The 26,612-nt window shown below is 70.4% G+C and carries 26 protein-coding genes, 2 pseudogenes and 1 riboswitch; of the genes and pseudogenes, 18 read left to right on the top strand and 10 right to left on the bottom strand.

Annotated features, from left to right (window positions below; translation table 11 throughout):
• The first annotated feature begins 884 nt into the window (after positions 1-884).
• The 5 genes from ACGF3H_RS28475 (at position 885) to ACGF3H_RS28455 (ending at position 4,531) form a co-directional block, all read left to right on the top strand.
• Positions 885-1,091 carry a hypothetical protein gene (locus tag ACGF3H_RS28475; protein ID WP_362491322.1) on the top strand — a complete coding sequence of 69 codons (207 nt, stop codon included), beginning with the start codon at positions 885-887 and terminating at the stop codon, positions 1,089-1,091.
• Positions 1,092-1,093: 2 nt separating this feature from the next.
• Entirely contained in the window at positions 1,094-2,104 is a 1,011-nt protein-coding gene (locus tag ACGF3H_RS28470) for a PP2C family protein-serine/threonine phosphatase (RefSeq protein ID WP_362491320.1), read from the top strand.
• A 42-nt stretch (positions 2,105-2,146) separates the two neighbouring features.
• A complete protein-coding gene (locus ACGF3H_RS28465) occupies positions 2,147-2,542 on the top strand; it encodes an STAS domain-containing protein (protein WP_362491317.1) in 396 nt (131 codons plus the stop codon).
• 637 nt (positions 2,543-3,179) lie between these two features.
• Positions 3,180-4,154, top strand: coding sequence for an L-threonylcarbamoyladenylate synthase (locus ACGF3H_RS28460; RefSeq protein WP_362491314.1), 975 nt, complete (start codon positions 3,180-3,182; stop codon positions 4,152-4,154).
• A gap of 176 nt (positions 4,155-4,330) precedes the next feature.
• Positions 4,331-4,531, top strand: a complete 201-nt coding sequence (locus ACGF3H_RS28455) for a hypothetical protein (protein ID WP_362491312.1) — start codon at positions 4,331-4,333, stop codon at positions 4,529-4,531.
• Positions 4,532-4,569: 38 nt separating this feature from the next.
• Here ACGF3H_RS28455 and ACGF3H_RS28450 read toward each other — a convergent pair whose 3' ends face one another.
• Entirely contained in the window at positions 4,570-5,211 is a 642-nt protein-coding gene (locus ACGF3H_RS28450) for a carbonic anhydrase (protein WP_362491309.1), read from the bottom strand.
• A gap of 298 nt (positions 5,212-5,509) precedes the next feature.
• On the opposite strand from ACGF3H_RS28450, the gene ACGF3H_RS28445 reads away from it, so the two are divergent.
• The 7 genes from ACGF3H_RS28445 (at position 5,510) to ACGF3H_RS28415 (ending at position 12,523) form a co-directional block, all read left to right on the top strand.
• Positions 5,510-6,247 carry a flavodoxin family protein gene (locus ACGF3H_RS28445; protein ID WP_362491307.1) on the top strand — a complete coding sequence of 246 codons (738 nt, stop codon included), beginning with the start codon at positions 5,510-5,512 and terminating at the stop codon, positions 6,245-6,247.
• Between the two features lie 172 nt (positions 6,248-6,419).
• The gene (locus tag ACGF3H_RS28440; RefSeq protein ID WP_362491304.1) at positions 6,420-7,694 is read left to right on the top strand and encodes a molybdopterin-dependent oxidoreductase; all 1,275 of its coding nucleotides are present in this window, start codon (positions 6,420-6,422) and stop codon (positions 7,692-7,694) included.
• Between the two features lie 2 nt (positions 7,695-7,696).
• Complete coding sequence (locus ACGF3H_RS28435; RefSeq protein WP_362491364.1) at positions 7,697-8,200, top strand: hypothetical protein; 504 nt, start codon at positions 7,697-7,699, stop codon at positions 8,198-8,200.
• Positions 8,197-8,898: a class I SAM-dependent methyltransferase gene (locus ACGF3H_RS28430; protein WP_362491302.1), complete on the top strand. Its 702-nt coding sequence runs from the start codon at positions 8,197-8,199 to the stop codon at positions 8,896-8,898. The genes ACGF3H_RS28435 and ACGF3H_RS28430 overlap by 4 nt, the downstream gene beginning before the upstream one ends.
• Positions 8,899-9,337: 439 nt before the next feature.
• On the top strand, positions 9,338-9,799 hold the full coding sequence (locus ACGF3H_RS28425) for a CBS domain-containing protein (protein WP_362491299.1): 462 nt from the start codon (positions 9,338-9,340) through the stop codon (positions 9,797-9,799).
• 175 nt (positions 9,800-9,974) lie between these two features.
• A complete protein-coding gene (locus tag ACGF3H_RS28420; protein ID WP_362491296.1) occupies positions 9,975-11,228 on the top strand; it encodes a cation:proton antiporter in 1,254 nt (417 codons plus the stop codon).
• Positions 11,225-12,523, top strand: a complete 1,299-nt coding sequence (locus tag ACGF3H_RS28415; RefSeq protein WP_362491290.1) for an ArsB/NhaD family transporter — start codon at positions 11,225-11,227, stop codon at positions 12,521-12,523. The genes ACGF3H_RS28420 and ACGF3H_RS28415 overlap by 4 nt, the downstream gene beginning before the upstream one ends.
• Before the next feature lie 75 nt (positions 12,524-12,598).
• On the opposite strand, the pseudogene ACGF3H_RS28410 reads toward ACGF3H_RS28415, so the two are convergent.
• Positions 12,599-12,710, bottom strand: a pseudogene (locus ACGF3H_RS28410) (sigma factor); the annotation flags it as partial.
• On the opposite strand from ACGF3H_RS28410, the pseudogene ACGF3H_RS28405 reads away from it, so the two are divergent.
• Positions 12,710-12,954 (top strand): annotated as a pseudogene (locus ACGF3H_RS28405) (hypothetical protein); the annotation flags it as partial. The pseudogenes ACGF3H_RS28410 and ACGF3H_RS28405 overlap by 1 nt on opposite strands.
• Positions 12,955-13,026: 72 nt before the next feature.
• On the opposite strand, the gene ACGF3H_RS28400 reads toward ACGF3H_RS28405, so the two are convergent.
• Positions 13,027-13,209, bottom strand: coding sequence for a hypothetical protein (locus tag ACGF3H_RS28400; protein ID WP_362491287.1), 183 nt, complete (start codon positions 13,207-13,209; stop codon positions 13,027-13,029).
• 825 nt (positions 13,210-14,034) lie between these two features.
• Between ACGF3H_RS28400 and ACGF3H_RS28395 the strand changes: the two genes are divergently transcribed.
• A complete protein-coding gene (locus tag ACGF3H_RS28395; protein WP_362491285.1) occupies positions 14,035-15,054 on the top strand; it encodes a hypothetical protein in 1,020 nt (339 codons plus the stop codon).
• 119 nt (positions 15,055-15,173) lie between these two features.
• Here ACGF3H_RS28395 and ACGF3H_RS28390 read toward each other — a convergent pair whose 3' ends face one another.
• From ACGF3H_RS28390 to tsaD, 3 genes are all read right to left on the bottom strand, one after another.
• Positions 15,174-15,506, bottom strand: coding sequence for an antibiotic biosynthesis monooxygenase family protein (locus ACGF3H_RS28390; protein WP_362491283.1), 333 nt, complete (start codon positions 15,504-15,506; stop codon positions 15,174-15,176).
• Between the two features lie 331 nt (positions 15,507-15,837).
• On the bottom strand, positions 15,838-16,404 hold the full coding sequence (locus tag ACGF3H_RS28385) for a GNAT family N-acetyltransferase (protein ID WP_362491362.1): 567 nt from the start codon (positions 16,402-16,404) through the stop codon (positions 15,838-15,840).
• Positions 16,404-17,453: a tRNA (adenosine(37)-N6)-threonylcarbamoyltransferase complex transferase subunit TsaD gene (gene tsaD / locus ACGF3H_RS28380; protein ID WP_362491280.1), complete on the bottom strand. Its 1,050-nt coding sequence runs from the start codon at positions 17,451-17,453 to the stop codon at positions 16,404-16,406. Before tsaD ends, ACGF3H_RS28385 begins: the two co-directional genes overlap by 1 nt.
• Before the next feature lie 142 nt (positions 17,454-17,595).
• Here tsaD and cbiE point away from each other — a divergent pair, with 142 nt between their 5' ends.
• Together cbiE and cobM are read left to right on the top strand one after the other, a co-directional pair.
• Complete coding sequence (cbiE, locus tag ACGF3H_RS28375) at positions 17,596-18,858, top strand: precorrin-6y C5,15-methyltransferase (decarboxylating) subunit CbiE (protein WP_362491278.1); 1,263 nt, start codon at positions 17,596-17,598, stop codon at positions 18,856-18,858.
• Complete coding sequence (cobM, locus tag ACGF3H_RS28370) at positions 18,855-19,604, top strand: precorrin-4 C(11)-methyltransferase (RefSeq protein ID WP_362491276.1); 750 nt, start codon at positions 18,855-18,857, stop codon at positions 19,602-19,604. Before cbiE ends, cobM begins: the two co-directional genes overlap by 4 nt.
• A gap of 111 nt (positions 19,605-19,715) precedes the next feature.
• On the opposite strand, the gene ACGF3H_RS28365 is transcribed toward cobM, so the two are convergent.
• Positions 19,716-20,888 carry a cobalt-precorrin-5B (C(1))-methyltransferase gene (locus ACGF3H_RS28365; RefSeq protein WP_393816546.1) on the bottom strand — a complete coding sequence of 391 codons (1,173 nt, stop codon included), beginning with the start codon at positions 20,886-20,888 and terminating at the stop codon, positions 19,716-19,718.
• A 17-nt stretch (positions 20,889-20,905) separates the two neighbouring features.
• Here ACGF3H_RS28365 and ACGF3H_RS28360 point away from each other — a divergent pair, with 17 nt between their 5' ends.
• Positions 20,906-21,670 carry a cobalt-precorrin-6A reductase gene (locus tag ACGF3H_RS28360; RefSeq protein ID WP_362491272.1) on the top strand — a complete coding sequence of 255 codons (765 nt, stop codon included), beginning with the start codon at positions 20,906-20,908 and terminating at the stop codon, positions 21,668-21,670.
• 109 nt (positions 21,671-21,779) lie between these two features.
• Positions 21,780-22,949 (top strand): HoxN/HupN/NixA family nickel/cobalt transporter, encoded by a 1,170-nt coding sequence (locus ACGF3H_RS28355; protein WP_362491269.1) that lies wholly within the window; start codon positions 21,780-21,782, stop codon positions 22,947-22,949.
• A 40-nt stretch (positions 22,950-22,989) separates the two neighbouring features.
• Here ACGF3H_RS28355 and ACGF3H_RS28350 read toward each other — a convergent pair whose 3' ends face one another.
• The 3 genes from ACGF3H_RS28350 to cobG are packed head-to-tail and all read right to left on the bottom strand — an operon-like array spanning position 22,990 to position 26,437.
• Positions 22,990-24,477: a precorrin-2 C(20)-methyltransferase gene (locus tag ACGF3H_RS28350; RefSeq protein WP_362491268.1), complete on the bottom strand. Its 1,488-nt coding sequence runs from the start codon at positions 24,475-24,477 to the stop codon at positions 22,990-22,992.
• A complete protein-coding gene (locus ACGF3H_RS28345; RefSeq protein WP_362491265.1) occupies positions 24,474-25,145 on the bottom strand; it encodes a precorrin-8X methylmutase in 672 nt (223 codons plus the stop codon). The genes ACGF3H_RS28350 and ACGF3H_RS28345 overlap by 4 nt, the downstream gene beginning before the upstream one ends.
• Positions 25,142-26,437, bottom strand: a complete 1,296-nt coding sequence (gene cobG, locus ACGF3H_RS28340; RefSeq protein ID WP_393816545.1) for a precorrin-3B synthase — start codon at positions 26,435-26,437, stop codon at positions 25,142-25,144. Before cobG ends, ACGF3H_RS28345 begins: the two co-directional genes overlap by 4 nt.
• Positions 26,438-26,526: 89 nt before the next feature.
• Positions 26,527-26,603: riboswitch (cobalamin riboswitch) on the top strand.
• Positions 26,604-26,612 lie beyond the last annotated feature (9 nt).

The following is a 26,612-nucleotide window of genomic DNA, read 5'->3' as shown; positions in this document are numbered from 1 at the left end:
TCAGCCCCGTTGGTGGGCGACCGGTGCGTCGGCGTGCGGGTGATCATGACACTGGCCGACGCCCTTGACTGCCCGCTGCCCGACCGGGTCCACCAGGTACGCGGATCGGTCCTCCACTCGGCCGGGCCAAACCTGGGGCTCGCGGTTGACGCCCATCGACATCAGCGTGGTCGACGTACTGGAGCAAGCGGCCGTCCCTCGGCCCCCGTCTCGCGACCGGTAGAGGTGTGTGATGACCGCCACCGGCACCACCGAGCTCCTCGGCGTCGGGCCGAGGCGGCCATCGCAATCCCTGGCGTGGCCGGCCTGCAACCCCGCCTCGCGGTAGCCGCAGCGCCCACTCGGGGGAATATCAAGCCCCACCGCACGCTGCCCGAGGCCGGCATTCCCGCCGACCGGGCGCCGGGCGGTTCGGGACGGCACATCGAGGTGCGCTGCGTCCTGACCGAGGGCGGCGGCGCTGGACATCGCCCGCAACGTCCACGCCCGGGATGGCTTCCGCCGTCATCGCCCACCTCGCCACCCACGGTGTAACGGAGCCGACCACCGTCGCGATGACTGGCATCGCCGCCTGGCACGACGCGGCATGAGCACATCGGGCACGGGGTCCGGGGAACCGTCGCTCCGTCGCCTCCTGTGCTGACTGCGACGGTGCGCGGCCAGCCATGATCAGGTGTTACGCAGAGCAGGGGCCGTGTTCGCCCTCGTCTTGAGGACGTCACGGTTACCGGCCTCGCCGTACTCGCCGTACGTCTACCAGGCTCGTCACTTCGTACCGGGTCACAAAGTCGGCCTTTTCCGTTGGGGACTGGTTCGCTCGGCGTCTGCGGGTAGTCGGTCGGTCGGGACGGGCTGACCGAACAGGGTGAGGAGGGCGCGCCGACGTGACCGACCCCGCGAAAGCGACGACCTCATTGGTCGACCTGATGATGCGCAGCCATGTGGCCGCGCTCGAGGAACTGCCGCAGATGGTGGCCGACCACGCGGAGGCGGTGGGCCTGCACGAGGTGGCGTTCTTTCTCGTCGATCTCCAGGGCGTCCTGCTGCGCCAGGTCACCGGACGCGGTCTCGACGCCGGCGAGGGTGGCTGACGTTGGCCGTCGACGGGACGGTGGGGGGCCTGGCCTTCCAGCGAGTGGATCTCGTCAGCGAGCCCGGACGGACGAGCGAGCGGGGGCTCCTACGCTGGTGGGTGCCCGTCACCGACGGTGTGGAGCGTCTTGGTGTGCTGCGCGCCGATACCGACGACGATGACGAGACCACCCGGGACGCCCTGCGCTCTCTGGCGTCCATGGTGGCGTTGCTGCTGCTGAGCAAGCGGGGGTTCAGCGACTCCTACGCCCGCCTGGTCAGGACCGAGCCCATGACCGTGGCAGCCGAGATGCAGTGGCACCTCACCCCGCCCTCGGCGTTCGCCGGCCGCTCCACGACCGTCGCCGCGGTGTCCGAGCCGGCCTACGACGTGGGCGGGGACGCCTTCGACTACGCCGTGTCGGGCGACATGCTGCACCTGTCCCTCTTCGACGCCATGGGTCACGACGCCAGAGCCGGCCTGACGGCGAACATGGCGGTCGCCACCTGTCGCAACGCCCGCCGTCAGGGCGCCGACCTCGCGCAGGCCAGTCAGGCGATCGAAGACGCTCTGATCGAGCAGTTCGGTCTCACCCGGTACGTCACCGGCGTCATGGCCGACCTCGACCTGAGGACCGGGCAGCTGACTTTCATCAACCGCGGCCACCCCCTCCCCGTCCTCATCCGTGGCGGACGGTGGTCCCACGAACTGCGCTGCCGTCCGGCCGCTCCCATGGGAACCGGGCTGGGCCTGCCGGTCACCGTCTGCCGCGAGCAGTTGCAACCCGGTGACCGGGTCGTCTTCTATACCGACGGCGTCGTGGAGAACCGCGACTCGGAGCGGCGCGAGTTCGGCCTGGACCGCTTCATCGACTTCGTCACCCGCCACCACGCCGGCAACCTCACCGTCCACGAGACGCTGCGCCGCCTCGTCCACGCCATCCTCGACTACCACCAGGGGCGTCTTGAGGACGACGCCACCGTCCTGATCACTGAATGGCGCGACCCCGACCAGGACGAACTGATCCCCTGAACCGAGCGCCCCACCGGGCGTGCACTGTCGAAGGGAGCAGCGGTGCCCGGCCGTCCAGAACACCAGCCCACCACCACGGACACCCTCACGGTGCACGTAGAGACCCTGCCCGACGGCACCGTCCTGGCCAGTCTGACCGGCGCACTCGACCACCACACCGTCGACCGGCTCACCGACGCCGTACAACCCGCCCTGGGGACGACGGCCCCCACCGTGTGGCTCGACCTCGCCGGTCTGACGTTCCTCGACTCCAGCGGGCTGACCCGCCTGCTCCACCTCTATCGAGCCGCCCGGCAGACCGGCGGTCACCTCGCCTTGATCGCCCCGGGGGCGAGAGTCCGGCGCATGCTCGACATCACCGGCGTCGGCCAGGTCATCCCCCACCACCCGGACCGTCCCGCCCCGCAGACCGACCGACCGACGCCGGGCAGCCCCTGAGCGGGCACACCTCGACGCCGGAACCCGAACACCGAGTGCAATCCTGCCGACCACGCCTACCACCTGTCCGGCGCGCCAACGGGCTCCCGCTGCGGCCGTCCCTCGCCGTGCACGGCACACAGGCATACACGGCTGCTATCGAAAACGCCCTCACCCTCCAGCAAGGGCACGTACCCGCTTGGCCTCGGCGCCTTCATGGTCGGCCGTGCCGCCCTCGACCAGGCGGGGCCGGGCGCCCTGGAGCGGTCATCGGGCCCGATCCCAGGCGCACCGGTGAGTGCCGTGTGGGTCATGAGTGCAGGGCGAGCGAAAGGTGGAGGCTTCGTCCGGCGGTCCGACTGTGCCGTGGCCACACCGCCATCGCACCAGCAGGGCCGCTTCGCAGCTGCCACATTCGTTTCCCGTTCTCTGGCAAGACGTTGTGTTCGATCGCTGAAGCCCCAGACTCCCGTATGGGAATGACAGCCAACCGTGGTCGGCTCCGAGATTGATCACGATGGCGGGTCGCCCCCCAATCCTGGCCGCAGCGGTCTGCTGAGCTTCTCGCATGGCGTGCTGAGAGCCCTGCTCTGGTCGTTGTGCGCCGACGAGACCGCGGAACGTGGGAGAGAGGAACGGTGAGAGAATGCCGAGGGTGATGGCAAGAACCAGTGACATCGAGAAGGCGGCCGGTGTGCTGCGCGCCGGCGGCCTGGTGGCCCTCCCGACCGAAACCGTCTACGGTCTGGGCGCCGACGCCGAGGACCCCGCTGCCGTCTCGCGAATCTTCCAGGTCAAGGGGCGCCCGCCCTCCCACCCACTGATCGTCCACATCGGCGGCGCCCAGCACCTGGACGACTGGGTCCAGGACGTGCCCGCGACGGCGCGCCTGCTGGCCGAGCACTTCTGGCCGGGGCCGCTCACGCTGGTCCTGCGACGTGGTCGGCGAGTGCCCCTTGAAGCCACGGGTGGCCTGGAGACGGTGGCGGTGCGTGTGCCCGACCACCCCGTTGCCCTCGCGCTGCTGTCGGCCTTCGGCGGCGGGGTCACGGCCCCGTCCGCCAATCGCTTCGGCTCGGTGAGCCCCACCACGGCCGCCCACGTGCGGGCGGAGCTCGGCGACGCCGTCGACTTCGTCCTGGACGGCGGTCCCTGCGGGGTCGGCGTCGAGTCGACCATCGTCGACGTCACGGGTGAGACACCGGCCATCCTCCGACCCGGCGGGGTGACCCGCGAGGACCTCGAAGCGGTGCTGGGACATCCGATCGAGGTCCCGTCCACGAGCCATGTCCGGGTGCCCGGTCAGCACCCGTCGCACTACGCGCCGTCCGCGCGGGTCGTCCTGGTCGAGCCGGAGAAGGTCGTCGACGAAGCGCGGCTCGCGCAGGAGCAGGGGCACCAGGTCGGCGTCCTTCTTCCCCCGTCCCTCGCCGACACCCCGGTGAAGGCGCACGCCGTGGTGGATGTCCCCGCTTCCCTGGCCGACTACGCGCGCGAGCTTTACGGGTTCCTGCGCGAACTCGACCAGCGGGGGTGCGACCTCATCGTCGCCTCCCTGCCGGTGGAGGAGGGGCTGGGACTGGCGATCGCCAACCGGCTGCGCCGCGCAGCGGGGCCCCGGCTCACCGCGTGAACAGCACCGACAATGGACCTCGCCCGTCACCGGACGCGATTGCTCTGCTCCCCTGAGCACAACGCCCCCGTGCTGCCGATTCCTTGCCCGCCCACCTCATTCCAAAGGACGCGCAGCGGTGGACCGTGCAGGCGGACACGCTCCCTGCCGGCTCGGGCCACGCTGTCGGCGATGCCGTGAACGGTGCGGTCCGGGCCGCGATCACCTGCCGGGCCGAGAACCGTGAGGTCGACCTGGACGCCTACGCCGGACCGGTCTCCGTCATCATGCACGGGGTGCGGGGCGAAGACCGAGCCCGCGAACTCGCGGCTGCATTTCACGCCGCCCTGTACGGAGACCTGGGACGCCTGACCCGCGCTGTGCCTCCCGTCTCCTGACGGCCGACCGCGGCAGATGAGGGTCCGCGCCGCGGCGGTCAGGACGCTGTGGGCACAGCCGCGTCGAGGCCGCGTGCGGCGACGAGTTGGGCACTGCCGTCGGCCAGGCGGTAGCGCAGGCCCACCACGGCGGTCTGGCCGGCGGCGACCTTGTCGGCGAGCACCCGGGAGCGGTCCAGCAGCAGGTCGGCGGTGTGGCTTATGTGCTCGGCGAGGATCTCCTCCGGCTCCACCCGGCCGGCGGCCCGGGCGGCCAGCACGCTCGGGGTCACCCGCTCCACGACGTCCCGCACGTACCCGGCCGGCGTCACGCCGTGCTCCAGCGCGGCGCACGCCGCGCCGACCGCGCCGCATGAGTCGTGCCCGAGGACCACGACCAGCGGGCAGCCCAGCACCTCCACGCCGAACTCGATGCTGCCCAGCACCTCCGGGCCCATGACGTGACCGGCGGTGCGCACCACGAACAGGTCGCCCAGACCTCGGTCGAAGATGATCTCGGCGGCCAGCCGGGAGTCGGAACACCCGAACAGCACGGCGAAGGGCTGCTGGGACGGTGCGATCTCGGCGCGGCGGGTGGCGTCCTGGTTCGGGTGCTCTGGCGTGCCGGCGACGAAGCGCTGGTTACCGGCCAGCAGCAGCTCGAAGGCGTCGCGGGGCGTAGGGGTCTTGATCTCGCTCATAGCGGCAGCCTACGAGCCGGCACCAGCCGTCGCACCGCCTGGTCTCCTCGGTCATCACCGGGTGGGCTGGTGCCGACGGCTTGGGCATCCCCGGGCGCCGGGCCAGGGCGGCCTCGATGCGGTTCCTCAGCGCCGACGCAGTTGCTCCGCCGCACTCGTCCGGGCCGACCGGGGGTGCGGGCCGCCGGGGCCGTTCGGAGGCGCTGTGGTGGCGGCCGCCGCGGTCGCCCCGCACGCTGGCCGATGTGTCCACGACGCCGTGCTCGGGTGCGCGGCGGCAGAGTTCTGGGAGGACCGTGTGACCGCTACGTCACCCGACACCGACACACCACCGGCGCGGTACGACGATCTGCGTGCCCTGGTGATCAACTGCACGCTCAAGCGCTCGCCGGAGACGAGCAACACCCAGGGGCTGATCGACCGCAGCACCGCCATCATGGACGCGCAGGGCGTGCGCGTCGATGTCGTGCGGGCAGTGGACCTCGACATCGCCACCGGAGTATGGCCCGACATGCGGGAGCACGGCTGGGAGACCGACGCCTGGCCGGACCTGTACCGGCAGGTCATGGCGGCCGACATCCTCGTCCTGGCCGGCCCCATCTGGCTGGGCGACAACAGCTCCGTGACGAAGCAGGTGATCGAACGCCTCTACGCATGCTCCAGCCTGCTCAACGAGGCCGGCCAGTACGCCTACTACGGCCGCGTCGGCGGCTGCCTGATCACCGGCAACGAGGACGGCGTCAAGCACTGCGCCATGAACGTCCTCTACAGCCTGCAGCACCTGGGCTACACCATCCCGCCCCAGGCCGACGCCGGCTGGATCGGCGAGGCGGGCCCCGGCCCCTCCTACCTTGACCCCGGCTCGGGCGGCCCGGACAACGACTTCACCAACCGCAACACCACCTTCATGACCTGGAACCTGCTGCACCTGGCCCGGGCCTTGAAGGATCTCGGCGGCATCCCCGCCTACGGCAACCAGCGCACCGCCTGGGACGCCGGATGCCGCCGCGACTCCGAGAACCCAGAGCACCGGTAGCGGGATGCCGGAGCCAAGTCGTGGTCGGCCGTCGGGTTCGGAGCCGCCCGGCGGAGCGCGGCGTCGCACACCGGCCGGAAAGCAGGTGCGGGAGCGGCTGGAGCGTCTCCGGGCCAGCGGGGCGGCTGCGGTGTCGACGGCCGCCGATCGCACCCGTACGGCGAAGCGGCGTATGGGGCAGCTGCCCCCGCCTCCGGGGCCGTTCCGCCCCGGGTTCTGGCGCAGTCCGATCCGCGGGCCCTGGCTCACCTCGGTGTTCGGCCTGGTGCTGCTGGTCGGCATTCCGCTCCTGTTCGTCACGGGACTGCTGTCCTACGCCTCCTACAACCCCGATCTGAGCCCGCTCAACGACGAGACTCCCGACAAGGGGGTGCTGGGCTTCTACCTCTTCAGCTGGCCCACGCACCCGTACTGGCTCTACCGGCTGCTCCAGGGCGTGCATGTGACGCTCGGCATCGTTCTCGTGCCCGTTCTGCTGGCCAAGTTGTGGTCGGTGATCCCGAAGCTTTTCGCATGGCTGCCGGTGCGCTCCGTCGCCCACGGACTCGAGCGGCTGTCCCTGCTCCTGCTCGTCGGCGGCGTCATCTTCGAATTCGTCACCGGCATCCTCAACATCCAGCTCTACTACGTCTTCCCGGGCTCGTTCTACCGCCTGCACTTCTACGGCGCCTGGGTGTTCATCGCCGCCTTCGTGGTCCACGTCTGCCTCCGACTCGGCCGGATGACCCGGGCCCTGCGCTCGCGCAGCTTGACGGCCGAACTGCGCACCGGTCTGACCGGCACCGAGCCCGAACCCCCCGACCCGGACGGCCTGGTGGCCGCTGCCCCCGCCCCACCCACCATGACCCGCCGCGGCGCGCTGGGCATGGTGGGAGCGGGATCGCTGCTCCTCCTCGTCGTGACCGCCGGGCAGAGCATCGGCGGTCGGCTGCGCGCCACCGCGCTGCTCGCACCGCACAACCGCGATCCGGGCAGCGGCCCGAACAGCTTCCAGATCAACAAGACGGCGGCCAAGGTCGGCGTCACCCCCGCGCTCGTCGGCCCCGACTGGCGGCTGGAGGTCCACGGACGCGGAACGCCACGGGTCTTGACCCGCGAGCAGCTTCTGGCGATGCCCCAGCACGCCGCCGCACTGCCGATCGCCTGCGTGGAGGGATGGTCCACCGAAGACCAGCACTGGAGCGGTCTACGGCTGGCCGACCTCGCCGCGCTGGCCGGACTGCCCGACGCGGGAAGCGTTCTCGTCAAGTCCATCCAACCCCCCGGCCCCTTCACCCGGGTGGTCCTGCGGGGCAACCAGATCCACGATCCCCGAGCGCTGCTCGCACTCCGGGTCAACGGCGCGGACCTCTCGCTCGACCACGGCTACCCGGCCCGCATCATCGTCCCGGCCAACCCCGGTGTGAACAACACCAAGTGGGTCCACCGGCTCACCTTCAGGGCGTGACCATGGCACGATTCGTCCGCTGGTACGGCTCCGGGCCTCTGCACCTGCTCGTCCTGATCGCCTCGTTCGCCCTGACCGGCTACGCCATGCTGCGCCTGTTCGCCGTCCGGCCCTGGGAAGTGGCGATCTGGTTCGTCGGTGCGGCGGTTCTCCACGACCTCATCCTGCTGCCCCTGTACTCGCTGGCAGACCTGTCGGCGCTCTCCGTACTGCGTCACCGTGCCGCCGACGGACCGACGGTGCCGTGGATCAACTACCTGCGCGTCCCCGTCTTCCTGTCGGGTCTGCTCCTGCTGGTCTGGTTTCCCCTCGTCCTTCGTCTGGCGGCCCCCTACCCCGGTGACACCGGTCTGTCCGACAGTGTCTACCTGGGCCGGTGGCTGGCGATCAGCGGCGTGCTCTTCGCGGCCTCCGCGGTGGCCTTCGCGCTGAGACTGCGCCGCGTGCGCCGGGCCGGCCGCGGAGACGAGAGCCGGCCCGCCGCAGGGCATGGTGCAGCACCGTGACAACGGACGAGGGCGCGCTGTACGACGCCGACGAAGATCCATGGGCGCTCGCCCTGCGACCCGGCCGTGAACCGGTTCACCTACGGCTGGCCGACGGGCGCCGGATCCGGATGCCGGTGCACCGCTGGCACGAGCAGCCCACGGCGGCCGACACGACCGTACTGGAACGCTGCGCCGGCCCTGTCCTCGATGTCGGCTGCGGCCCGGGTCGCATGTGCAGAGCGCTTCTGAGCCGAGGAGTCTTCGCTCTCGGGGTCGACATCACACCTCGTGCGGTCGCGCTGACCACCGCTCTGGGCGGCCTCGCACTGTGCCGATCGGTCTTCGACCGGCTGCCGGCCGAGCGAGGCTGGCAGACGGTGCTGCTCGTCGACGGCAACATCGGCATCGGAGGAGACCCTCACGGCCTGCTGCGCCGTTGCGGCGGTCTTGTCGCTCCCGCCGGGTCTCTCGTCGTCGAGGTCGACCCCGACGACGTCGAAGAGCGGTGCACCGCCCGGTTCGAGGACCTCCATGGCCAGGGCGGTCCGTTCTTTCCCTGGGCGCGGCTCGGTCGACCAGCGCTCCACCGGATCGCCGCCGACCTGGGCCTCGATGTCACCGGCCAGTGGGCGGCGGAGCATCGCTGCTTCGTTACCCTCGCCCATCAGGAATCGCCCTGTAACCACCCTGCTGGATCTTCGCCCCGACGGTCGTGACGGCATGTCACTGTGTACTGACCGGGAACGCGTGAAGCAACGCGTGTCCGGGCGGCGCTGCCTGCCTGCTTGGCCCGTGGCGGTTCCGCTGGCGCGGAGTCGTCTTTGCGCGGCGGGACGACGGAGACGCCTCCGCCCCGCACGAGGAGGCCGTGAACGTCCTCGGCTTGGGCAGTTGGTCCATCGGCGGTGGCGTCGCGCATGGCCACCGCCACACCTCGATTCATGGCGTCGGTAGCGGCGACGGTGCGCAACGTCGGCTTCTCTGTTGTGTCTCTGCGGCCACCGGTGCCGTGCCCGTACGAAGATGGAGGCCGGGTGGGCGGAATCCGCCATGGTGAGGCTGTTCCGGCAGAGCCCTCGGTGGTGGCGGGGACTGCTCCGTCGGTCGACTGCTCATCAGGACAGCGGGACAGGCAGCGGAATTGGGGAGCCGATCGTGCGCGCACGTGACCTGGCAGTGGGGTACGAGACCGTGAGTGTCGACACGGACGCCGTGACGGCGGCGCGGTTGATGGCCGAGCACCGGCTGCCGGCGCTGCTGGTCGTCGACGAGGAGGGCGCGCCGAAGGCTGTGCTGCCCGCGTCGCAGATGATCAAAATCCTGGTGCCGCCGTACGTGATCGATGATCCGGCGTTGGCCGCGGTGGTCGATGAACGCCACGCCGACCGGCTGTGCCGGGCGCTCGAGGGCCGCACGGTCCGCGACTGCCTGTCCGGGAGCGTTCCCGCTCCTCCGGTGGCGGATCCGGACGCGACCGCGCTGGAGGTCGCGGCGTTGATGGCGCAGGTCCGCAGCCCGCTGGTGGCGATCGTGGAAGAGAGCAGGACGGGAAAACGACTTCTGGGTGTGGTCACCGCCAGCCATTTGCTGGAGCGGCTCCTGAGCGCCGATTCCTGAGGCATCAGGGCCTGGTGAGGCGGATCGCTGCCGGGATCCGGCAGTGACCATCGCCCCCGGCTGCACGTGAGCAAACTGTCAAAGACGCATCAAGGAAAGGTAAGGTTCCCCTGGTGTGCCGGGAAGCCTGGTCGGCGAGCAGGGACAGTTCTCTCTTCCGATCGGGGCGTCGGCCATGGTTCTGATTGCGGTGTTCGGTGCCGCGTTGCTGGTGGCGGTGCTGCTGTCCGGGCTCGCGGCCCGGACGGTGCTCTCCACCTCGTTGCTCTTCCTCGCCGGTGGCGCTCTCGTCGGTGACGGCTTCCTCGGGCTGGTCCACGTCACACCGGACAGCGAGATCGTGTCCGTGACGGCCGACCTGGCCCTCTTCTCGGTGCTCTTCACCGACGGTATGCATGTCTCCCTGCCCGAGCTGCGGGCGAACTGGAAGAACCCGGCCCGCGCTCTCGGTCTGGGCATGCCACTCGCGTTCCTCTTCGCGGGGGTGGCCGCGCACTTCCTGGCCGGCCTGGACTGGACGACGTCCTTCCTGGTCGGCGCGGTGCTTGCGCCCACGGACCCGGTGTTCGCGTCGGCGATCGTGGGCCGCAGTGAAGTCCCGGCCAGGCTCAGGCAACTGCTCAACGTGGAGAGCGGTATCAACGACGGCTTGGCCCTGCCCGTGGTCCTGGTCCTCATCGCTGTCTGCGGACCGACCGCCGGCATCGTCGACGCGGCGTCGGGTCCGATCGCGTTCGAGCTGCTGCTGGGACTGGTTCTCGGTGTCGCCCTGCCGCTGATCGTCAGCGGGCTGGTGCGTTTCCGGCTGCTGGGCGCGGAGCCCAAGCTGCAACCCCTGCTGCCGTTGGCCACCGGGATCATCATCTACGCGGCATGCCACCTCACGCACGCCAACCCGTACCTGGCCGCGTTCTCCGCGGGTGCGGTCCTCGCGCATGTGTCGCCGGAGGCGAAGGCGTTCTTCGAACCGCTGGGTGAGGCCCTGGCGGAGCTCGCGAAGTTCGCGGCGCTGCTGGTCTTCGGCGCCCTGCTGACCCCGCGGTTGTTCGGTGATCTCTCCCTCGGCGGGTACGCGGCGGTGATCCTCGCGATCGTCCTGATCCGCCCGGCCTCGTTGCTGCTGTCGCTGCTGGGAACGCGCATCTCGCGGCGGGAAAAGCTGGTGGCGGCCTGGTTCGGCCCCAAGGGCTTCGCCTCGGTCGTGTACGGGCTGCTGGTGCTGCAGTCCGGCATCCCGCAGGCGAAGGAGGCGTTCACCCTGATCGCGGTGTGCATCGCCTTCTCGATCATCGCCCACAGCTCCACGGACGTCCCGATCGCCCGCGCCTTCGACGTCGAGCACCTGGCGGGCGTTCCCGCCGAAGACGGTGACGCCGAAGCCGCCCTGATGAAAGCCACGCCGACCGCCGGAGGAATCGGAGCACTGTGAAGGACTGGCACAGCTGGGCGGCGATCGTCGTCTTCGTCGGAGCGTACGCCCTGATCATCAGCGAGAAGATCCACCGTGTCGCCGTCGCGCTGGGCGGTGCGGGCCTGATGCTGGCGATCGGGGCGACCGACGACGTCTCGGCGTTCTACTCCGAGGAATCCGGCATCGACTGGAACGTCATCTTCCTGCTGATGGGCATGATGATGATCGTCGGCGTGCTGAAGAAGACCGGCATGTTCGAGTACCTGGCGATCTGGGCGGTCAAGCGGGCCCGCGCCAAGCCGTTCCGGATCATGGCCATGCTCGTCGTCATCACAGCGGCGGCCTCGGCGCTGCTCGACAACGTCACGACCGTCCTGCTGGTCGTCCCGGTCACCCTGCTGGTGTGCGAGCGCCTGGCGCTGCCTGCCGCGCCGTTCCTGATCGCGGAGGTGATGGCCTCGAACATCGGGGGCACCGCGACCCTGGTCGGTGACCCGCCGAACATCATCATCGCCAGCCGAGCCGGACTGACCTTCAACGACTTCGTCGTCCACCTCGCCCCGCTCGCCGTCGTACTGGTGGCGGTCCTGCTGGTCCTGTGCCGGGTGATGTTCCGGAAGTCCTTCGTCTACGACGACGACCGCGCCGCCGAGATCATGGCACTGGAGGAACGCGAAGCCATCCAGGACCCCCGCCTGCTGGTCCAGGGTCTGATCGTCCTGGCCCTGGTCGTCGCCGGCTTCGTCCTCCACCCGGTGCTCCACTACGCCCCCAGCATCGTCGCCCTGCTCGGGGCCGGGCTGCTCGTCGCCGTTTCCACGGTGGAGACCCACGAGGTGCTCGCCGAGGTCGAGTGGCCCACCCTCGCCTTCTTCGCCGGCCTCTTCATCATGATCGGCGGGCTCATCGACACCGGCGTCGTCGGCCAAATCTCCCACCAACTGGCCGACCTGATCGGCGGAAACGAACTGGCCGGCTCACTCACTCTGCTCGGTGGTTCGGCGGTCCTGTCGGGCATCGTCGACAACATCCCCTACGTAGCCACCATGGCCCCCATCACCGCCGGCCTCGTACACGACATAGGCGGCGCCGGCGACCAGGTCATGTGGTGGGCCCTCGCGCTCGGCGCCGACCTCGGCGGCAACGCCACCGCGATCGGCGCCTCCGCCAATGTCGTCGTCCTCGGCATCGCCGAGCGCAACCGCCAGCCCATCTCCTTCTGGCAGTTCACCAAGTACGGGCTCATCGTGACGGCCGCGACGGTGGCGATCTCCTTGGCCTACGTGTGGCTGCGCTACTTCGTCCTCTCCTGACTGCCACCGGCCCGGCCGTCCTGCGACGGCCACGAAACCGCCCGCCGTGTTCAAAGCGGCAAGCGAGCAGCAACTTTCGAACCGGTCGATCGCCTTGATCAGCCCGATCATGCCGACCTGGACGTTGTCCTCCATCTCCTCCGGCCCCCCGGCTGCGGAACCTGCCGGCCGCGTAGCGGACCAGGGATCAGCGTCCTCAACGACTCCGACACGTTCGTGGTCGTCCAGCCCGACGAGGACGGCCCCGTCTGGTTCGCCTCCGTGGCCGTCCTGGACGAAGGCGGTTACGAGATCGTCCGCCGTGACACCTCCCGCAACGAGCACGAGGTCGCCACGGCGACCAGCATCAACGACATCGCCGGCGACCTCACCATCTCGATGGCCGCCCGCGACCTCGCGGACGGCCAACCAGGCAGGTCAGCGAGTTCTAAGACACGACTAACGGAGTCCTACCAGGGCGATCGCGCGGAGCCACAGGTCTCTGAATCACGGTACCCAGGAGATCAGACCAGCTCAAGGCCGTCCTGGTCATAGCCGACCCCGTCCTGCGGGAACAGCTGTCCAGCCTCGGCAACGCCGAGCTGTTCCGCACGTTGCGCATGCTCGCCGAGCGCATCGGACAGCTCGCCGCGCAGATCGACGAGCTCAACCAGCGCCTGACCCAGCTCGTCGACGCCATGCTCCACAGCTGCTCGTACTGGTGGGGATCGGTCCGGACAGCGGCGTCACGCTCCTGATCACCATGGGAGACAACCCCGAGCAGCCCCATCGAGTACTCCTCCGGCCGGCGGAGCACGCACCGGCTCAACCACGGCGGCGACCGCCAGGCCAACGCCGGCCTGCACCGCGTCGTCTTCACCCGCCTGCGCCACGACCGCGCACCCAGGCGTACTACGAACACTGCACCCAGGAGGGCAAGAGTCGGCGTGAGATCATCCGTTGCCTCAAGCGACATGCCGCCCGGGAGGATTCAATCTGGTCAGACCGGTTGCCCGCACCTCCGCGGCATAGGGGCGTCTGTGAGAGCGTCCGCGTTATGGGGGCGTCTGTGAGAGCGCCGGTGATAGGGCGAGGCCGCCCAGGAGCATGCTGGCGGGGCCTCTGGCCGGAGCCACTCGACGAAGCCCCACCGGAGCACGTCCGGTGGGGCTTCGTCACGAGATCGACTGTGCTCGCGTGCGTAACGCCCTCGGCTCCGCATGCAGTTCGTGTTCCTGCGATGCGCTCGGGGACGCTCAATTTGCGATCGCAGCCAACAAGACGGGGATCCGTGAGGAGACGCGCCCCGCGGGAACCGGGCAGGTTTTGTCGTGTTGTGGGTTGATGTGGTGTGCCTGCTCGGGACCGGCTCAGCGGTATGCCGACTGTCGGCGGATGTGTGACGTCGTGGCCACCATTGACACTGCGCCCGTGACGGAACCGGACTTGGTCGTGCGTGCCGGACGTTCTGCGGTGACAGGGCACAATGGTCCGCACGCGGTGGCTGGGGGAGCGGCTCTGGGGAGGGCGTCGTGAAGTTCAGAAAGCGAACGCTGGAAATGCTTGGCGACCTCATTTGCGGGAACCTCGGTGCGGTAGATCCCGAAGCTGGTGCCGAGCCTGCGTACTTCCCCTATCGCTCGAGCAAGTACATCACCGAGTTCTTCGCGGAACTCGACATGGACTGGGAGCACGACGGTTCGACGCGGCACCGCTGGGTCGCGGGGGTACTGGAACAATTGTTGGCGGAGCACCACGAGGGGCCTGCGCACCCGCCGGAATCCTTCTGCAGGGTGATCGACCACCTGATGAATCCGGCGGATGCCCTCAACGAGGGGCTCGACCGGCCCAAAGCCCTGCGCTTGCTGAACAATGCGCTCGCCCGGGAAGGGTTCGAAGCCTTCTACGGGGAGGACAAGCACTGCTACCTGCGGCACATCGGAACGAGCACTGTCTCGATGCTGGCCAAGAACCCGCATCGTCCTCTGAGCGCCGCCGAGATGCAGCGGCGTACAGCACTTGCCGCGTTCCTGGACACGTGCAGTGAGGATGCACTCATTGAACAAGTGCTGCTGCCGTTGTTCCGGCAGCTGGGTTTTCACCGGATCACTGCAGCCGGGCACCGGGACAAGGCGCTGGAGTACGGCAAGGACATTTGGATGCGTTACACCCTGCCGACTCAGCACTTCCTGTACTTCGGCATCCAGGTGAAGCGCGGAAAACTGGACGCCACCGGTAAGTCCAGGGCGGGCAATGCCAACATCGCTGAGATCCACAATCAGGCTCTGATGATGCTGGCGCACGAAATCTTCGACCCCGAGACCAACCGGCGCGTCCTCGTCGACCATGCCTTCATCGTGGCCGGCGGGGAGATCACCAAGGCTGCACGCAACTGGCTGGGCAACGCGTTGGACGCGGCGAAACGGAGCCAGATCATGTTCATGGATCGCGACGACATACTGAACCAGTTCGTGGTGACCAACCTGCCGCTTCCCGTAGGTGTACGGCCAGGTGCGATGCCATCCGCAGGTCCCGCGGAAGCACCCTTCTGATGCGGTGATGCGGTCGCATCTCACCTGCCGTCGGGCAGCGCTCTGGCCGCACGGCCGACGTGAACCGGCGCGGAGCGGTCTTGAACGCGTTGCGTTGGTAAGGCCGTAGGAACGGGCTGCTATCCCGGGTGGACCGACACTACCGAGAAGAGCCGCGGCTGCACGTCCGACGCGATCTTGGCGGCCTGGTCCATGTGGACGCGGGCCTCGGGGTTGTCGAGCATCGCCCTGTAGTGCTCCTCGGTCTCCCACTGGGCGTAGTTGATTACCCGCTCGCCGTCGAGTGAGGCGTGGAAGTTGGCGCAGACGAAGCCGGGTTGGTGCTTCATGGTCTCCTCCGTCGCGCGGGCGAGCAGCTCGATCAGCTCCTCCTGGCGGTCGGGGGAGACCGTGAACACGTTGATGAGGGTGGCCCCAGGGCGGGTCGTGTCGACCTGAACGGTAACAGTCATGCAGTTATTTCTCCCCTTACTGCTGTGGGGTTGTCGCTTTCGGCCACGCATTCGCTCGAACGGAGGCGAACCGCAAGACCCCAGTATCAGGCGAGAGTTGTCGGTTCCAACTCCAGGACGTGCCGCATACCGGGTCGCGGACAGGCCGTCTCTTTGGGCCAGTTGCGCCGATCCGCCGCCCTTGCCGTTCAGGAGCCGCTTGACCAGTCGCGCGGCGGGTGGTCCCGCGGCATCGGCGGCAGCGGTGACGGCGCCACCAGGCTCGCCTTGCCGTCGCAGGGTGTTCCGGTGACCACGACTCCAGGAAACTCGACACGGCGGGCTCCGGGACCTACAGGGGCTCGGCGGCCAGGGTTCGGGCCGGGTGGCGGGGGCCGAGGAAGACCGCGATGCCGTGGCCGTCGGGGGAGGGGTGGGTGGCCTGGGTCCAGCCCTCGTGGCGGTAGAAGGCCATGGCCCGGGTCGAGCGGAGGGAGGTGAGCAGCCAGGCGCGGCCGTCCGGGGCGTCCTCGGTCACCGCTCGCAGGAGGCCGGCTGCGATTCCGGTGCCGCGGGCGGTGGGGCGGACGGCGAGTTCGTCGATCTCGCGGGCGCCGCACAACCACTCCTCGGTACGGCTCGGGCCGAGACCGGCGGCAGCCTGCGGATAGCAACGGTCGACGGGGAAAGGGGTGGGCGTAGCCCAAGCGGTGGTGAAACCCACGACGTTCCGTCCGTCGAAGGCGAGTGCGGCGGTGAACCCGGGACGCCGTACGTCCGAGCCGAGCCGCGCGACGAAGGCGTCCGCCCTCTCCTCGTCCTCGTTCCAGGGCGGCGCGCAGAACGCGTCGGCGTAGACGGTGCGCAGGGCGGTGCTGTGCTCCAGGAGGGCGTCGCAGGCGACGACACGGATGTCCATCACGCCGCCACCGCTGCGGCCGCCACCGGGTGCAGGGCCGCGTACTCCAAGGGTGCCGACGGGTCGATCGACACGTCCCACGGCGCCGGCTCGGCCCCGGCCCGCACGAGGAGGTCGCCGACGGCGGCGATCATCGCGCCGTTGTCCGTGCACAGCCGCAGCGGCGGCACCCGCAAGGTGATCCCGGCCGCCCGGCAGCGCTCCTCGGCCAGTGACCGCACCCGCGAGTTCGCGGCGACCCCGCCGACGATGACCAGCGTGCTGACCCCGTGCTCCCTGCACGCGGCGACCGCCTTGCGGGTCAGGACGTCGGCGACCGCCTCCTGCAGCGACGCGGCCCCGTCGTGGACGGGCAGTTCGCGGCCGGCGTGGGATTCGGCCCAGCGGGCTGCCGCCGTCTTCAACCCGGAGAAGGAGAAGTCGTAGGAGCCCGGGAGCGGGCGAGGGAAGGCGACGGCGCGTGGACCGCCGTCGCGGGCGGCACGGTCGATGGCCGGGCCGCCGGGATACGGCAGGCCGAAGACCCTCGCGACCTTGTCGAAGCACTCGCCGGCGGCGTCGTCGAGGGTGTCGCCGAGGTGGGCGATCGGGTCGCGGGCCAGGTCGCGCACGAGGAGCAGCGAGGTGTGGCCGCCGGAGACGATCAGCACCATGCACGGGTCGGGCAGCGGGCCGTGCTCCAGGGTGTCGGCGGCGACATGACCGGCCAGGTGGTGCACGCCGTAGAGCGGGACGCCCAGCGCGTAGGCGATACCCTTCGCTCCGGCAAGGCCCACTTGCAGCGCGCCGGACAGGCCCGGGCCCGTGGTCACGGCGACCGCCCCGATGTCGGAGAGTCGCAGCCCCGCCTGGTCCAGTGCCTGCCGCACCACCGGGCGCAGGGCGTGCAGGTGGGCGCGGGACGCGATCTCGGGCACCACTCCGCCGAAGCGGGCGTGCTCGTCCATGCTCGACGCCACGGCGTGCCCGAGCAGGCGCCCGTCCCGGACGAGCCCCGCACCGGTCTCGTCACACGACGACTCGATCCCGAGCACGATCGGAGAGCTCATACCCTCCCCTTCCTGCGACATCATCGTTATTGCGAACAGTGTGCAATAGGATCCCTCCGGATGTGAACCCGGACTCGGTCGCACGGGTGATCGCTTAGTAGAGTGCGCCCCTGTCGCCCCCTGAACTCCGAGGTAGCCAGCAGTGACCCCCGCCCGACAAGGCCCGCCCTCCGTCGTCACCGTCGTCGGGATCGGAGCCGACGGCTGGCGGGGCCTGGCCGAACCCTCGCGCGTGGAACTGCGCCGGGCCGAGGTCCTCATCGGAGGTCCGCGCCAGCTGGACCTGCTGCCCGCCGAGTGCGCCGGCGAACGCGTCGCCTGGCCGTCACCCCTGCGCCCTGCTGTCCCCCGTCTGCTCGCCGCTCATGCCGGCCGGCGCATCGCCGTTCTGGCCAGCGGTGACCCGATGTTCTACGGCATCGGTCGCGCGCTCGCCGAAGAGGCCGACGCGGTGCGTGTCCTTCCCCACCCGTCGTCCGTGTCCCATGCCGCCGCCCGGCTGGGCTGGCCGCTGGAGGACGTCGAGGTCGTCACGCTGGTGGGCCGCCCCACTTCCCGGCTCGCCGCCGCCCTCCACGACGGTCGGCGACTCCTCGTCCTCAGCGCCGACGCCGCCACGCCGGGGGAAGTCGCCGAGCTTCTGAACGACCGTGGCTTCGGGCCCAGCCGGATGCGGGTCCTGGAACAGCTCGGCGGCGACCGGGAGCGTACGACCGCCGAGACCATCGCCGACGAATGGGTGCGGACACAGCAGTCCGGCGACCCGCTCAACATCGTGGCCGTCGAATGCCGCCGGGCACCGGACGCCCTGCGGCTGGGTGCGGTGCCGGGGCTGCCGGACGAGGCGTACGAGCACGACGGGCAGCTCACCAAGAGGCACATCCGCGCCGCCACCCTCGGCGCGCTCGCCCCCGCTCCGGGAGAACTCCTGTGGGACATCGGCGGCGGGTCGGGCTCGATCGCCATCGAGTGGATGCGCACCCACCCGTCGTGCCGGGCCGTCACCGTCGAACGCGACCACGTACGAGCCGAACGCATCCTCCGCAACGCGGAACGCCTCGGCGTGCCCGGCCTGCGGGTCGTCACCGGCGCCGCTCCCGCCGCGCTGGCCGAACTGCCCACGCCTGACGCGGTGTTCATCGGCGGCGGGCTCACCGTCCCCGGCCTCCTCGACGCCTGCTGGGCGGCTCTGCCCTGCGGCGGGAGGCTGGTCGCTAACACCGTCACGCTGGAATCCGAGGCACTGCTGGCCGACGCCCACCGTCGGCACGGTGGCGAGTTGGTGCGGCTCGCGGTGGCGCACGCCGTGCCCGTGGGCGGCTTCACCGGCTGGCGGCAGGCCATGCCGGTCACCCAGTGGGTCGTACAGAAGACCGACAACCCCTCACCAGGAGCTGACAGATGACCGTGTACTTCATCGGCGCCGGCCCCGGCGCCGCCGACCTGATCACGGTGCGCGGCGCCCGGACGCTCGCCGCCTGCCAGGTCTGCCTGTACGCGGGCAGTCTGGTCCCGCGCGAACTGCTGGCGGAATGCCCGCCGGAGTCACGTCTGGTGGACACCGCCCAGCTCACCCTGGACGAGATCACCGCCGAGTTGATCCGCGCCCACGAGGAGGGGCACGACGTGGCACGGCTGCACTCGGGCGACCCTTCCGTGTTCAGCGCGGTCGCCGAGCAGATGCGGCGCCTGGACGCGGCCGGCGTGCCCTACGAGGTCGTCCCCGGCGTGCCCGCCTTCGCCGCCGCTGCCGCCTCCCTCAAGCGGGAGCTGACCGTGCCCACCGTCGGCCAGACCGTCATCCTCACCCGCGTCGCCAACCGCGCCACCGCCATGCCGGAAGGCGAGGACCTGGCCACCCTGGGCCGCAGCGGTGCGCTGATCGTGCTGCACCTGGCCGCCAAGTACGCGGACCGCGTGGTCGAGGAGCTCCTCCCGCACTACGGCGCCGACTGCCCTGCCGCTGTCGTCGCCTACGCCTCCCGTCCCGACGAGCTGATCATCCGGGGCACCCTCGACGAGATCGCCCAGAAGGTGAAGGAGGCCGGCGTCCTGCGCACAGCCGTGATCATGGTGGGGCGGACGCTGGGGGCGGAGCAGTTCCGCGACAGCCACCTGTACTCGCCGGAGCGGGAGCGCCATCTCTGCTGAAAGAGAGGCGTGGGCGTCCCGTCATGGTCGAAAGCCCCCGCAACCCGTCGGCGATCGCCCGGCTCGGCGCCTGCCTGCGGACCGTCCCGGCCGGTCGGTGACGCAGGGCGCTCAGCGGACCGTGCTGCGGCCCACGACCGTGCCTGCCCGGTCGATGCAGATGACGTCCACGGCGACCGGCGCTCCGCGCAGCACGGCAAGGGCCTCGTCCCGCGCGGCCTGCGCCACCAGGTCGCCCAGTGGAACTCCGGCTGCCTGGCACAGTTGCAGCGCGGCGAGGCCGGTGTTCGCGGCACCCACTTCGGCGGCCAGCGACTCGTCCGCGCCGCCGCTGCGGGCGAGTTCGGCCAGGAAGCCCTTGTCGACCTGGGAGCGGCCGGAGTGCAGGTCCAGGTGGCCCGCCGCGAGCTTGGAGAGCTTGGCGAAACCGCCGCAGATCGTGAGGCGGTCCACCGGGTGCCGGCGGATGTACTTGAGTACGGCGCCCGCGAAGTCCCCCATGTCGAGAAGGGCGTCCTCGGGCAGGCCGTACTCGGCGACGACCGTTTTCTCGGACGTCGACCCGGTGCACCCGGCGACATGTGTTCGTCCTGCCGCGCGGGCGACATCGACGCCCCGCCGGATGGAGTCGATCCAGGCCGAGCAGGAGTACGGCACGACGATGCCCGTGGTGCCGAGGATGGACAGGCCGCCGAGGATGCCGAGCCGTGGGTTCCAGGTGGAGCGGGCGATCTCCTCGCCGTGGTCGACGGAGACGGTGATCTCCACGTCGCCGCTGCCGCCGTGTCGCGCGGCCACCTCGGCGACGTGCTCGGTCATCATCCGCCGGGGCACGGGATTGACGGCCGCCTCACCGACGGGCAGCGGAAGTCCGGGCCGGGTGATCGTGCCCACGCCGGGGCCGGCCTTGAAGACGACGCCACTGCCTGCGGGCAACCGCCGGACCGTCGCACGGACCAACGCGCCGTGCGTGACGTCAGGGTCGTCTCCCGCGTCCTTCACGATCCCCGCCATGGCGGAACCGTCGGTCAGCTGCTCGGCGGCCAGGGCGAAGGACGGCGTCTGCCCCTTGGGCAGCGTGATCGTCACCGGGTCGGGAAACTCACCGGTCAGCAGGGCGGTGTACGCGGCCGTCGTGGCCGCCGTCGCGCAGGCCCCCGTGGTCCAGCCGTGCCGCAGCCCCGTGTGCTCCAGCTGGGCGCGACGCCCGCCCTTCACCTGACCGGAACCCCGCGGCCCGCCCCCTGCGTTGTCACCCACGCCTCGACCCCCACTACTCCTCATGAACGGACCCGACTCCCATGCGCGTACTGATCCTCGGCGGCACCACGGAGGCCCGCCGCCTTGCGGAACTGCTTCACGGCACCCCCGGCCTGAAGCTGACCAGCTCCCTCGCGGGGCGGGTCGCCAGCCCTCGGCTGCCCCCGGGCGAAACGCGCGTCGGCGGCTTCGGAGGGGCCGAGAGACTGGCCGCGTGGCTGCGTGACCACGCGGTCGACGCGGTCGTCGACGCAACGCACCCCTTCGCTGGGACGATCAGCTTCAACGCGGCACAGGCCGCTGCCGCCAGCCATGTTCCCCTGCTCGCCCTGCGCCGGCCCGGCTGGGTCCCTGTAGAGGGCGACCAGTGGCACGAGGTGGGGGCGCTCGGGGAAGCGGCCCGGTTGCTGCCCGCGCTCGGCCGGCGGGTGTTCCTCACCACGGGGCGCATGGGTCTGGACGCCTTCGCCGACCTGGATGCTCTGTGGTTCCTCGTGCGATCCGTCGACGCACCCCAGCCACCGCATCCGCCCCGCATGGAGGCACTGCTCGACCGCGGCCCCTTTACCCTCGATGGTGAGCGGGAGCTGCTGCGGCAGCACCGCATCGACGTCGTGGTCACGAAGGACAGCGGCGGGGCGGCCACGGCGCCGAAACTGGCGGCTGCCCGCGAGGCGGGGCTGCCCGTCGTGGTGGTCCGGAGACCACCGGTTCCTGAGGGGGTGCCTGTCCTCCCCGATTCCGAGAAAGCGGCCCAGTGGGTTCGCGAGCGCCTTGAACAGGGATCTTTTCCGGTCATTGACTGAAACCTGGCATGGGCTTTACTGCGGCTATCTTGTAGCTGCAACTTATTCGCAGAAACCTGGTAGGCGCGGCTGAAAACAGCCGCTCGCCGAGAAGTAAGGGTCACGCCCCATGACCACCGCTCCTGATTCCGCGTCCGCCGGGCCGACCGCTCCGGCCACCGGCCGCGGCATCTCGTGGCACCGCATCCGTACCTCGATGACCCGGAAGGAATGGGCCAGTGCCGGCGGCATGGCCGCCTTCATCCTGGCCCTGCACGTGATCGGCTGGTTCACGCTGGTCGCGATCGTCGCCCCTGAGCACTACAGCCTCGGCACCAAGACCTTCGGCATAGGCATCGGAGTCACCGCGTACACCCTCGGCATGCGTCACGCCTTCGACGCCGACCACATCGCTGCCATCGACAACACCACCCGCAAGCTGATGAACGAGGGGCGGCGCCCGCTGTCGGTCGGCTTCTGGTTCTCCCTCGGCCACTCCACCATCGTCTTCGCCCTCGCCTTCCTGCTCTCCCTGGGCGTGAAGGCGCTGGCCGGCCCCGTCGAGAACGACAACTCCGAGCTGCACAGCATCACCGGCTGGATCGGCACCACCGTCTCCGGGACCTTCCTCTACGTCATCGCGATCATCAACCTGATGATCATGGTGGGCATCTGGAAGGTGTTCCGGCAGATGCGCACCGGTCACTTCGACGAGGCCGCGCTGGAGGAACAGCTCAACAACCGCGGCTTCATGAACCGCCTCCTCGGCCGCCTCATGAAGTCGATCACCAAGCCCTGGCAGATGTACCCCCTGGGCGTCCTCTTCGGCCTCGGCTTCGACACCGCCACCGAGATCGCGCTCCTCGTCCTCGCCGGCTCGGGCGCCGCCTCCGGCCTGCCCTGGTACGCGATCCTGTGCCTGCCGATCCTGTTCGCGGCCGGCATGTCGCTGCTGGACACCATCGACGGCTCGTTCATGAACTTCGCCTACGGCTGGGCGTTCTCCAAGCCGGTCCGCAAGGTCTACTACAACCTCACCATCACCGGCCTGTCCGTCGCCGTCGCCCTCATCATCGGCACCGTCGAGCTCCTCGGTCTGGTCGCCGAGAAGGCGGACCTGCACGGCGCGTTCTGGGACTGGATCGCCGGACTCGACCTCAACATCATCGGCTACGTCATCGTCGGCCTGTTCTTCGCCACCTGGGCCGTCGCCCTGCTGGTGTGGAAGGTCGGCCGCATCGAGGAGAAGTGGACGGCGGGACTCGCCCAGCCGGCCACGGCTCAGGAGCACGGCGAGTAGAGCAGGATGCGGTGCCGCGCGCGGCGCGGCACCGCCCATCTCACGCCTGCGGATACCGGCGCGGCGTCCAGACGATCTCCTCGCCTCCAGCCCGCCGTACCACCTGGGTCTGCGAGGAACCGACCAGCAGGATCGTGCGCATGTCGACCTCGGCCGGATCCAGCTCGCGCAGCCGCACGATCCGCACCCGTTCACCCGGGCCGCCGACATCCCGCGCGACCACCACCGGCGTCTGGGGCGCCCGGTACTCCAGCAGCAGCTCCAGCGCCTTGCTCACCTGCCAGGTACGGCTGCGCGAGCCAGGGTTGTACAGGGCCAGCACCAGGTCCGCCGAGGCTGCTGCCCGCAGCCGCTCGGCGATGACCTCCCACGGCTTGAGCCGGTCGGACAGCGAGAGGGCGGCGTAGTCGTGTCCGAGCGGGGCACCGGCCCGCGCGGCGGCCGCGTTGGCGGCGGTCACGCCCGGCAGCACGCGCACGGGCACATCCAGGTACTCGGGCCGGGACGCGACTTCCAGGACCGCGGTCGCCATGGCGAACACCCCCGGGTCGCCGCCGGAGACCACGGCCACCCGACGCCCCCGCTGGGCCAGTTGCAGCGCGAACTCGGCGCGCTCGGCCTCCACGCGGTTGTCCGAGCCGTGCCGGGCCTGGCCCGGTCGCTCGGGCACCCGGTCCAGGTAGGTGGTGTAGCCGACCAGGTCGTCGGCGGCGGCCAGGGCGCCCCGCGTCTCGGGCGTCAGCCATAGCGGGCCGGCCGGACCCGTGCCGACCACGACCACGTCGCCCGGCTTCCGCGCGGGCCGCTCGGCATCCACCTGACTGGGCAGGACGGCCACCGAGAAGTACGGCACCGACTCCGCGTCCACGTCCGCCAGTTCGGCGACGCGCTCCTGGCTCATGGTGGCCCGCTCCACATACCGTGCCTGCGCCAGCCGCCCCGAACTCTCCAGTGCACGCCGCACCTTGGGGAAGGTCCGGCCGAGCTTCATCACCACCGCGGCGTCCGTCGAGGCGAGGCGGGCGGTCAGCTCCTCCTCGGGCAGGGTGCCCGGCAGGATCGTCAGCACTTCCTCGCCCTCGGCGAGCGGTGTGCCCAGACGCGCCGCGGCGGCCGACACGGAGGTGACACCGGGGACGACCTCGGTGTCGTAGCGGTCGACGAGCCGCTTGTGCATGTGCATGTAGGAGCCGTAGAAGAGCGGATCGCCCTCGGCGAGGACGGCCACGGTGCGGCCGGCGTCGAGATGGGAGGCGAGCCTGGCCGACGCCTCGGCGTAGAACTCCTCCATGGCGCCCTTGTAGCCGCCGGGGTGGTCGGTGGTCTCCGTCGTGACCGGGTAGACCAGCGGTTCCTCGATGTGGTCTTCGCGGATGTGCTGCGCCGCGATCGAGCGGGCGATGGACCGCCCGTGACGGGCGCTGTGGTAGGCGATGACATCCGCTTCGGCGATGACCTCGACGGCCCGCACGGTCATCAGGGAGGGATCACCGGGGCCGAGGCCGACCCCGTACAGCTTGCCGCTCACTCTTCCTCGCTCGCGATCGCGTTGAGCGCGGCGGCCGCGATGGCGCTGCCACCACGGCGGCCGCGTACCACCAGGTACTCCAGGCCGGAGGGATGCGCGGCCAGGGCGTCCTTGGACTCGGCGGCGCCGACGAAGCCGACCGGGACACCGATGACGGCGGCGGGCCGGGGAGCGCCCTCCTCGATCATCTCCAGGAGCCGGAAGAGGGCGGTGGGCGCGTTGCCGACGGCGACCACCGCCCCCTCCAGCCGGTCCCGCCACAGCTCCAGCGCGGCGGCGCTGCGCGTGGTGCCCATCTTCTCGGCCAGCGACGGGACGGCCGGGTCGGACAGGGTGCACAGCACGTCATTACCGGCCGGCAGCCGCTTGCGGGTCACGCCGCTGGCCACCATCTGCACATCGCAGAAGATCGGAGCACCGGAACGCAGGGCCTCGCGGGCGCGGGCCACCACCGCGGGCGTGTAGGACAGGTCCTTCACGAGGTCGACCATCCCGCAGGCGTGGATCATGCGCACCGCGACCTGGCTGACGTCGGCAGGCAGTCCCGCGAGGTCCGCTTCCGCGCGGATGGTGGCGAAGGACTGGCGGTAGATCGCCGCCCCGTCCTTCTCGTAGACGTGGGTGGTCACGGTGCTCTTCTCGCTGCTCTCGGTCGTCTTGCGGATCATGAGGTGATCGCCGCCAGGGCGGCGCCTATCAGGGAAGGACCTGCTGCGGAGGCGGTTCGCATGCTCCGGCCCGCTGTGGCGGCCGAGAGGCGGTAGCCGCCGTCCGGGGTCGCGAGCACATCGACGTGGTCACCACTGGGGTGCCCGCAGCGCCGTTCGCACCCGGACCAGTACAGGGGGAGGGCAGGGCTGCCCGTCACTTCGAGTGCCCGTGCCGCGTCCGCCCGTACGTCTGAGTGTGCTTTGGCACATCCGGGGCGGCCGATGCAGGCGCCCACGCGCAGCCACGGGGACGCGGCGTCGGTGACCAGCCCGGCCGCACGGAGACGTTCGAGCGACTCAGCGATCCGCGCAGCGGTGGCGCCCACAGTGGGGACGACCACGCCGCGCCAAGGGGTCAGCCGCAGCCCGGAGTCCGCGGCAACCGTCAACGCCTCCCACTGGATGGGCGAGAGCCGCCCCAGGGGAACGTGCACGGACAGGGCATCGCCGACGACTCCCGGCGACGGTCCTTCGGCAGCACCGACCGGCTCGGGACGGTCCTCGTGCTCGATGCCCTTGGCCGTCAGCCGGTCACGCACGAGCCGGCCCAGCTCGGCTTGCGACAGGGGGAGTTCGGACACCCTCCAGGTTCGCCTCCCGTGCGACCGCGCGGCTTGAAGGAAGGTCTCGGCGGCCACCAGCGCGGCGAGCGGTGCGTCGGCGGCGGCCACCCGAACCGACCCGGGGGTGAGCCACGCTCCTCCGTCGCCGGTCGCACGTGCCGTGACGTCGGCGCCGAGGCCGGCCACATCACCGCGTCCGTCGTCCAGGGCGAACAGGAACCGACCCGACAGGCCCTTGGCGGCTTCGCTCGCGCACAACGCGGCGTCCAGGGCTGTCAGCCAGGGCCGTACGTCCCGCAAGCCGCCACCGTCCAGGCCGGACAGGGGTGAGGCGACGATGTTGCGCACCCGCTCGTGCTCTGGCGAGGGAAGCAGGCCGGCCGCGTCCAACGCCTCCGCCAACTCCGCGCCGCACCCGGCTGCCAAGCCGCGCACCTGCACGTTGCCACGCGATGTCAGGTGCAGGTCGCCGTCGCCCAGCCGCCGGGCGGCACGGCCGAGTGCCCGCGCCTGATTTGTCGTCAGAAATCCGCCGGGAAGCCGGATACGGGCCAGAGCCCCGTCGTCCGCCTCGTGCAGGCGCAGCGCTCCGGGGCAGGCGTCACCGCGGTCCCGTCGGGCCGGGGTGGCCTGGGGCGATGGAGGAAGGGCTGCCGTGGGCATGGCGGTGAGCATACCCACGATCATGAACGATGTATGCCCCGCGCTCATCCTGTGACCCTTACTATGCTCCACAGTGGATCACCCGGTCCACGAACCGCCACCACGGCGACAGGAGAGGAAGCCGGTGTGAATCCGGCGCGGTCCCGCCACTGTGAATCCGGCCCCACCAGGCCGGATGAGCCAGGAACTCCCTTCCCTC

The sequence above is a fragment of the Streptomyces sp. NPDC048185 genome (assembly GCF_043202495.1).
In the GTDB taxonomy this organism is placed as follows: domain Bacteria; phylum Actinomycetota; class Actinomycetes; order Streptomycetales; family Streptomycetaceae; genus Streptomyces.
Note: the sequence above shows the minus strand (reverse complement) of the source record. Positions and strands in the feature narration are given on the sequence as shown.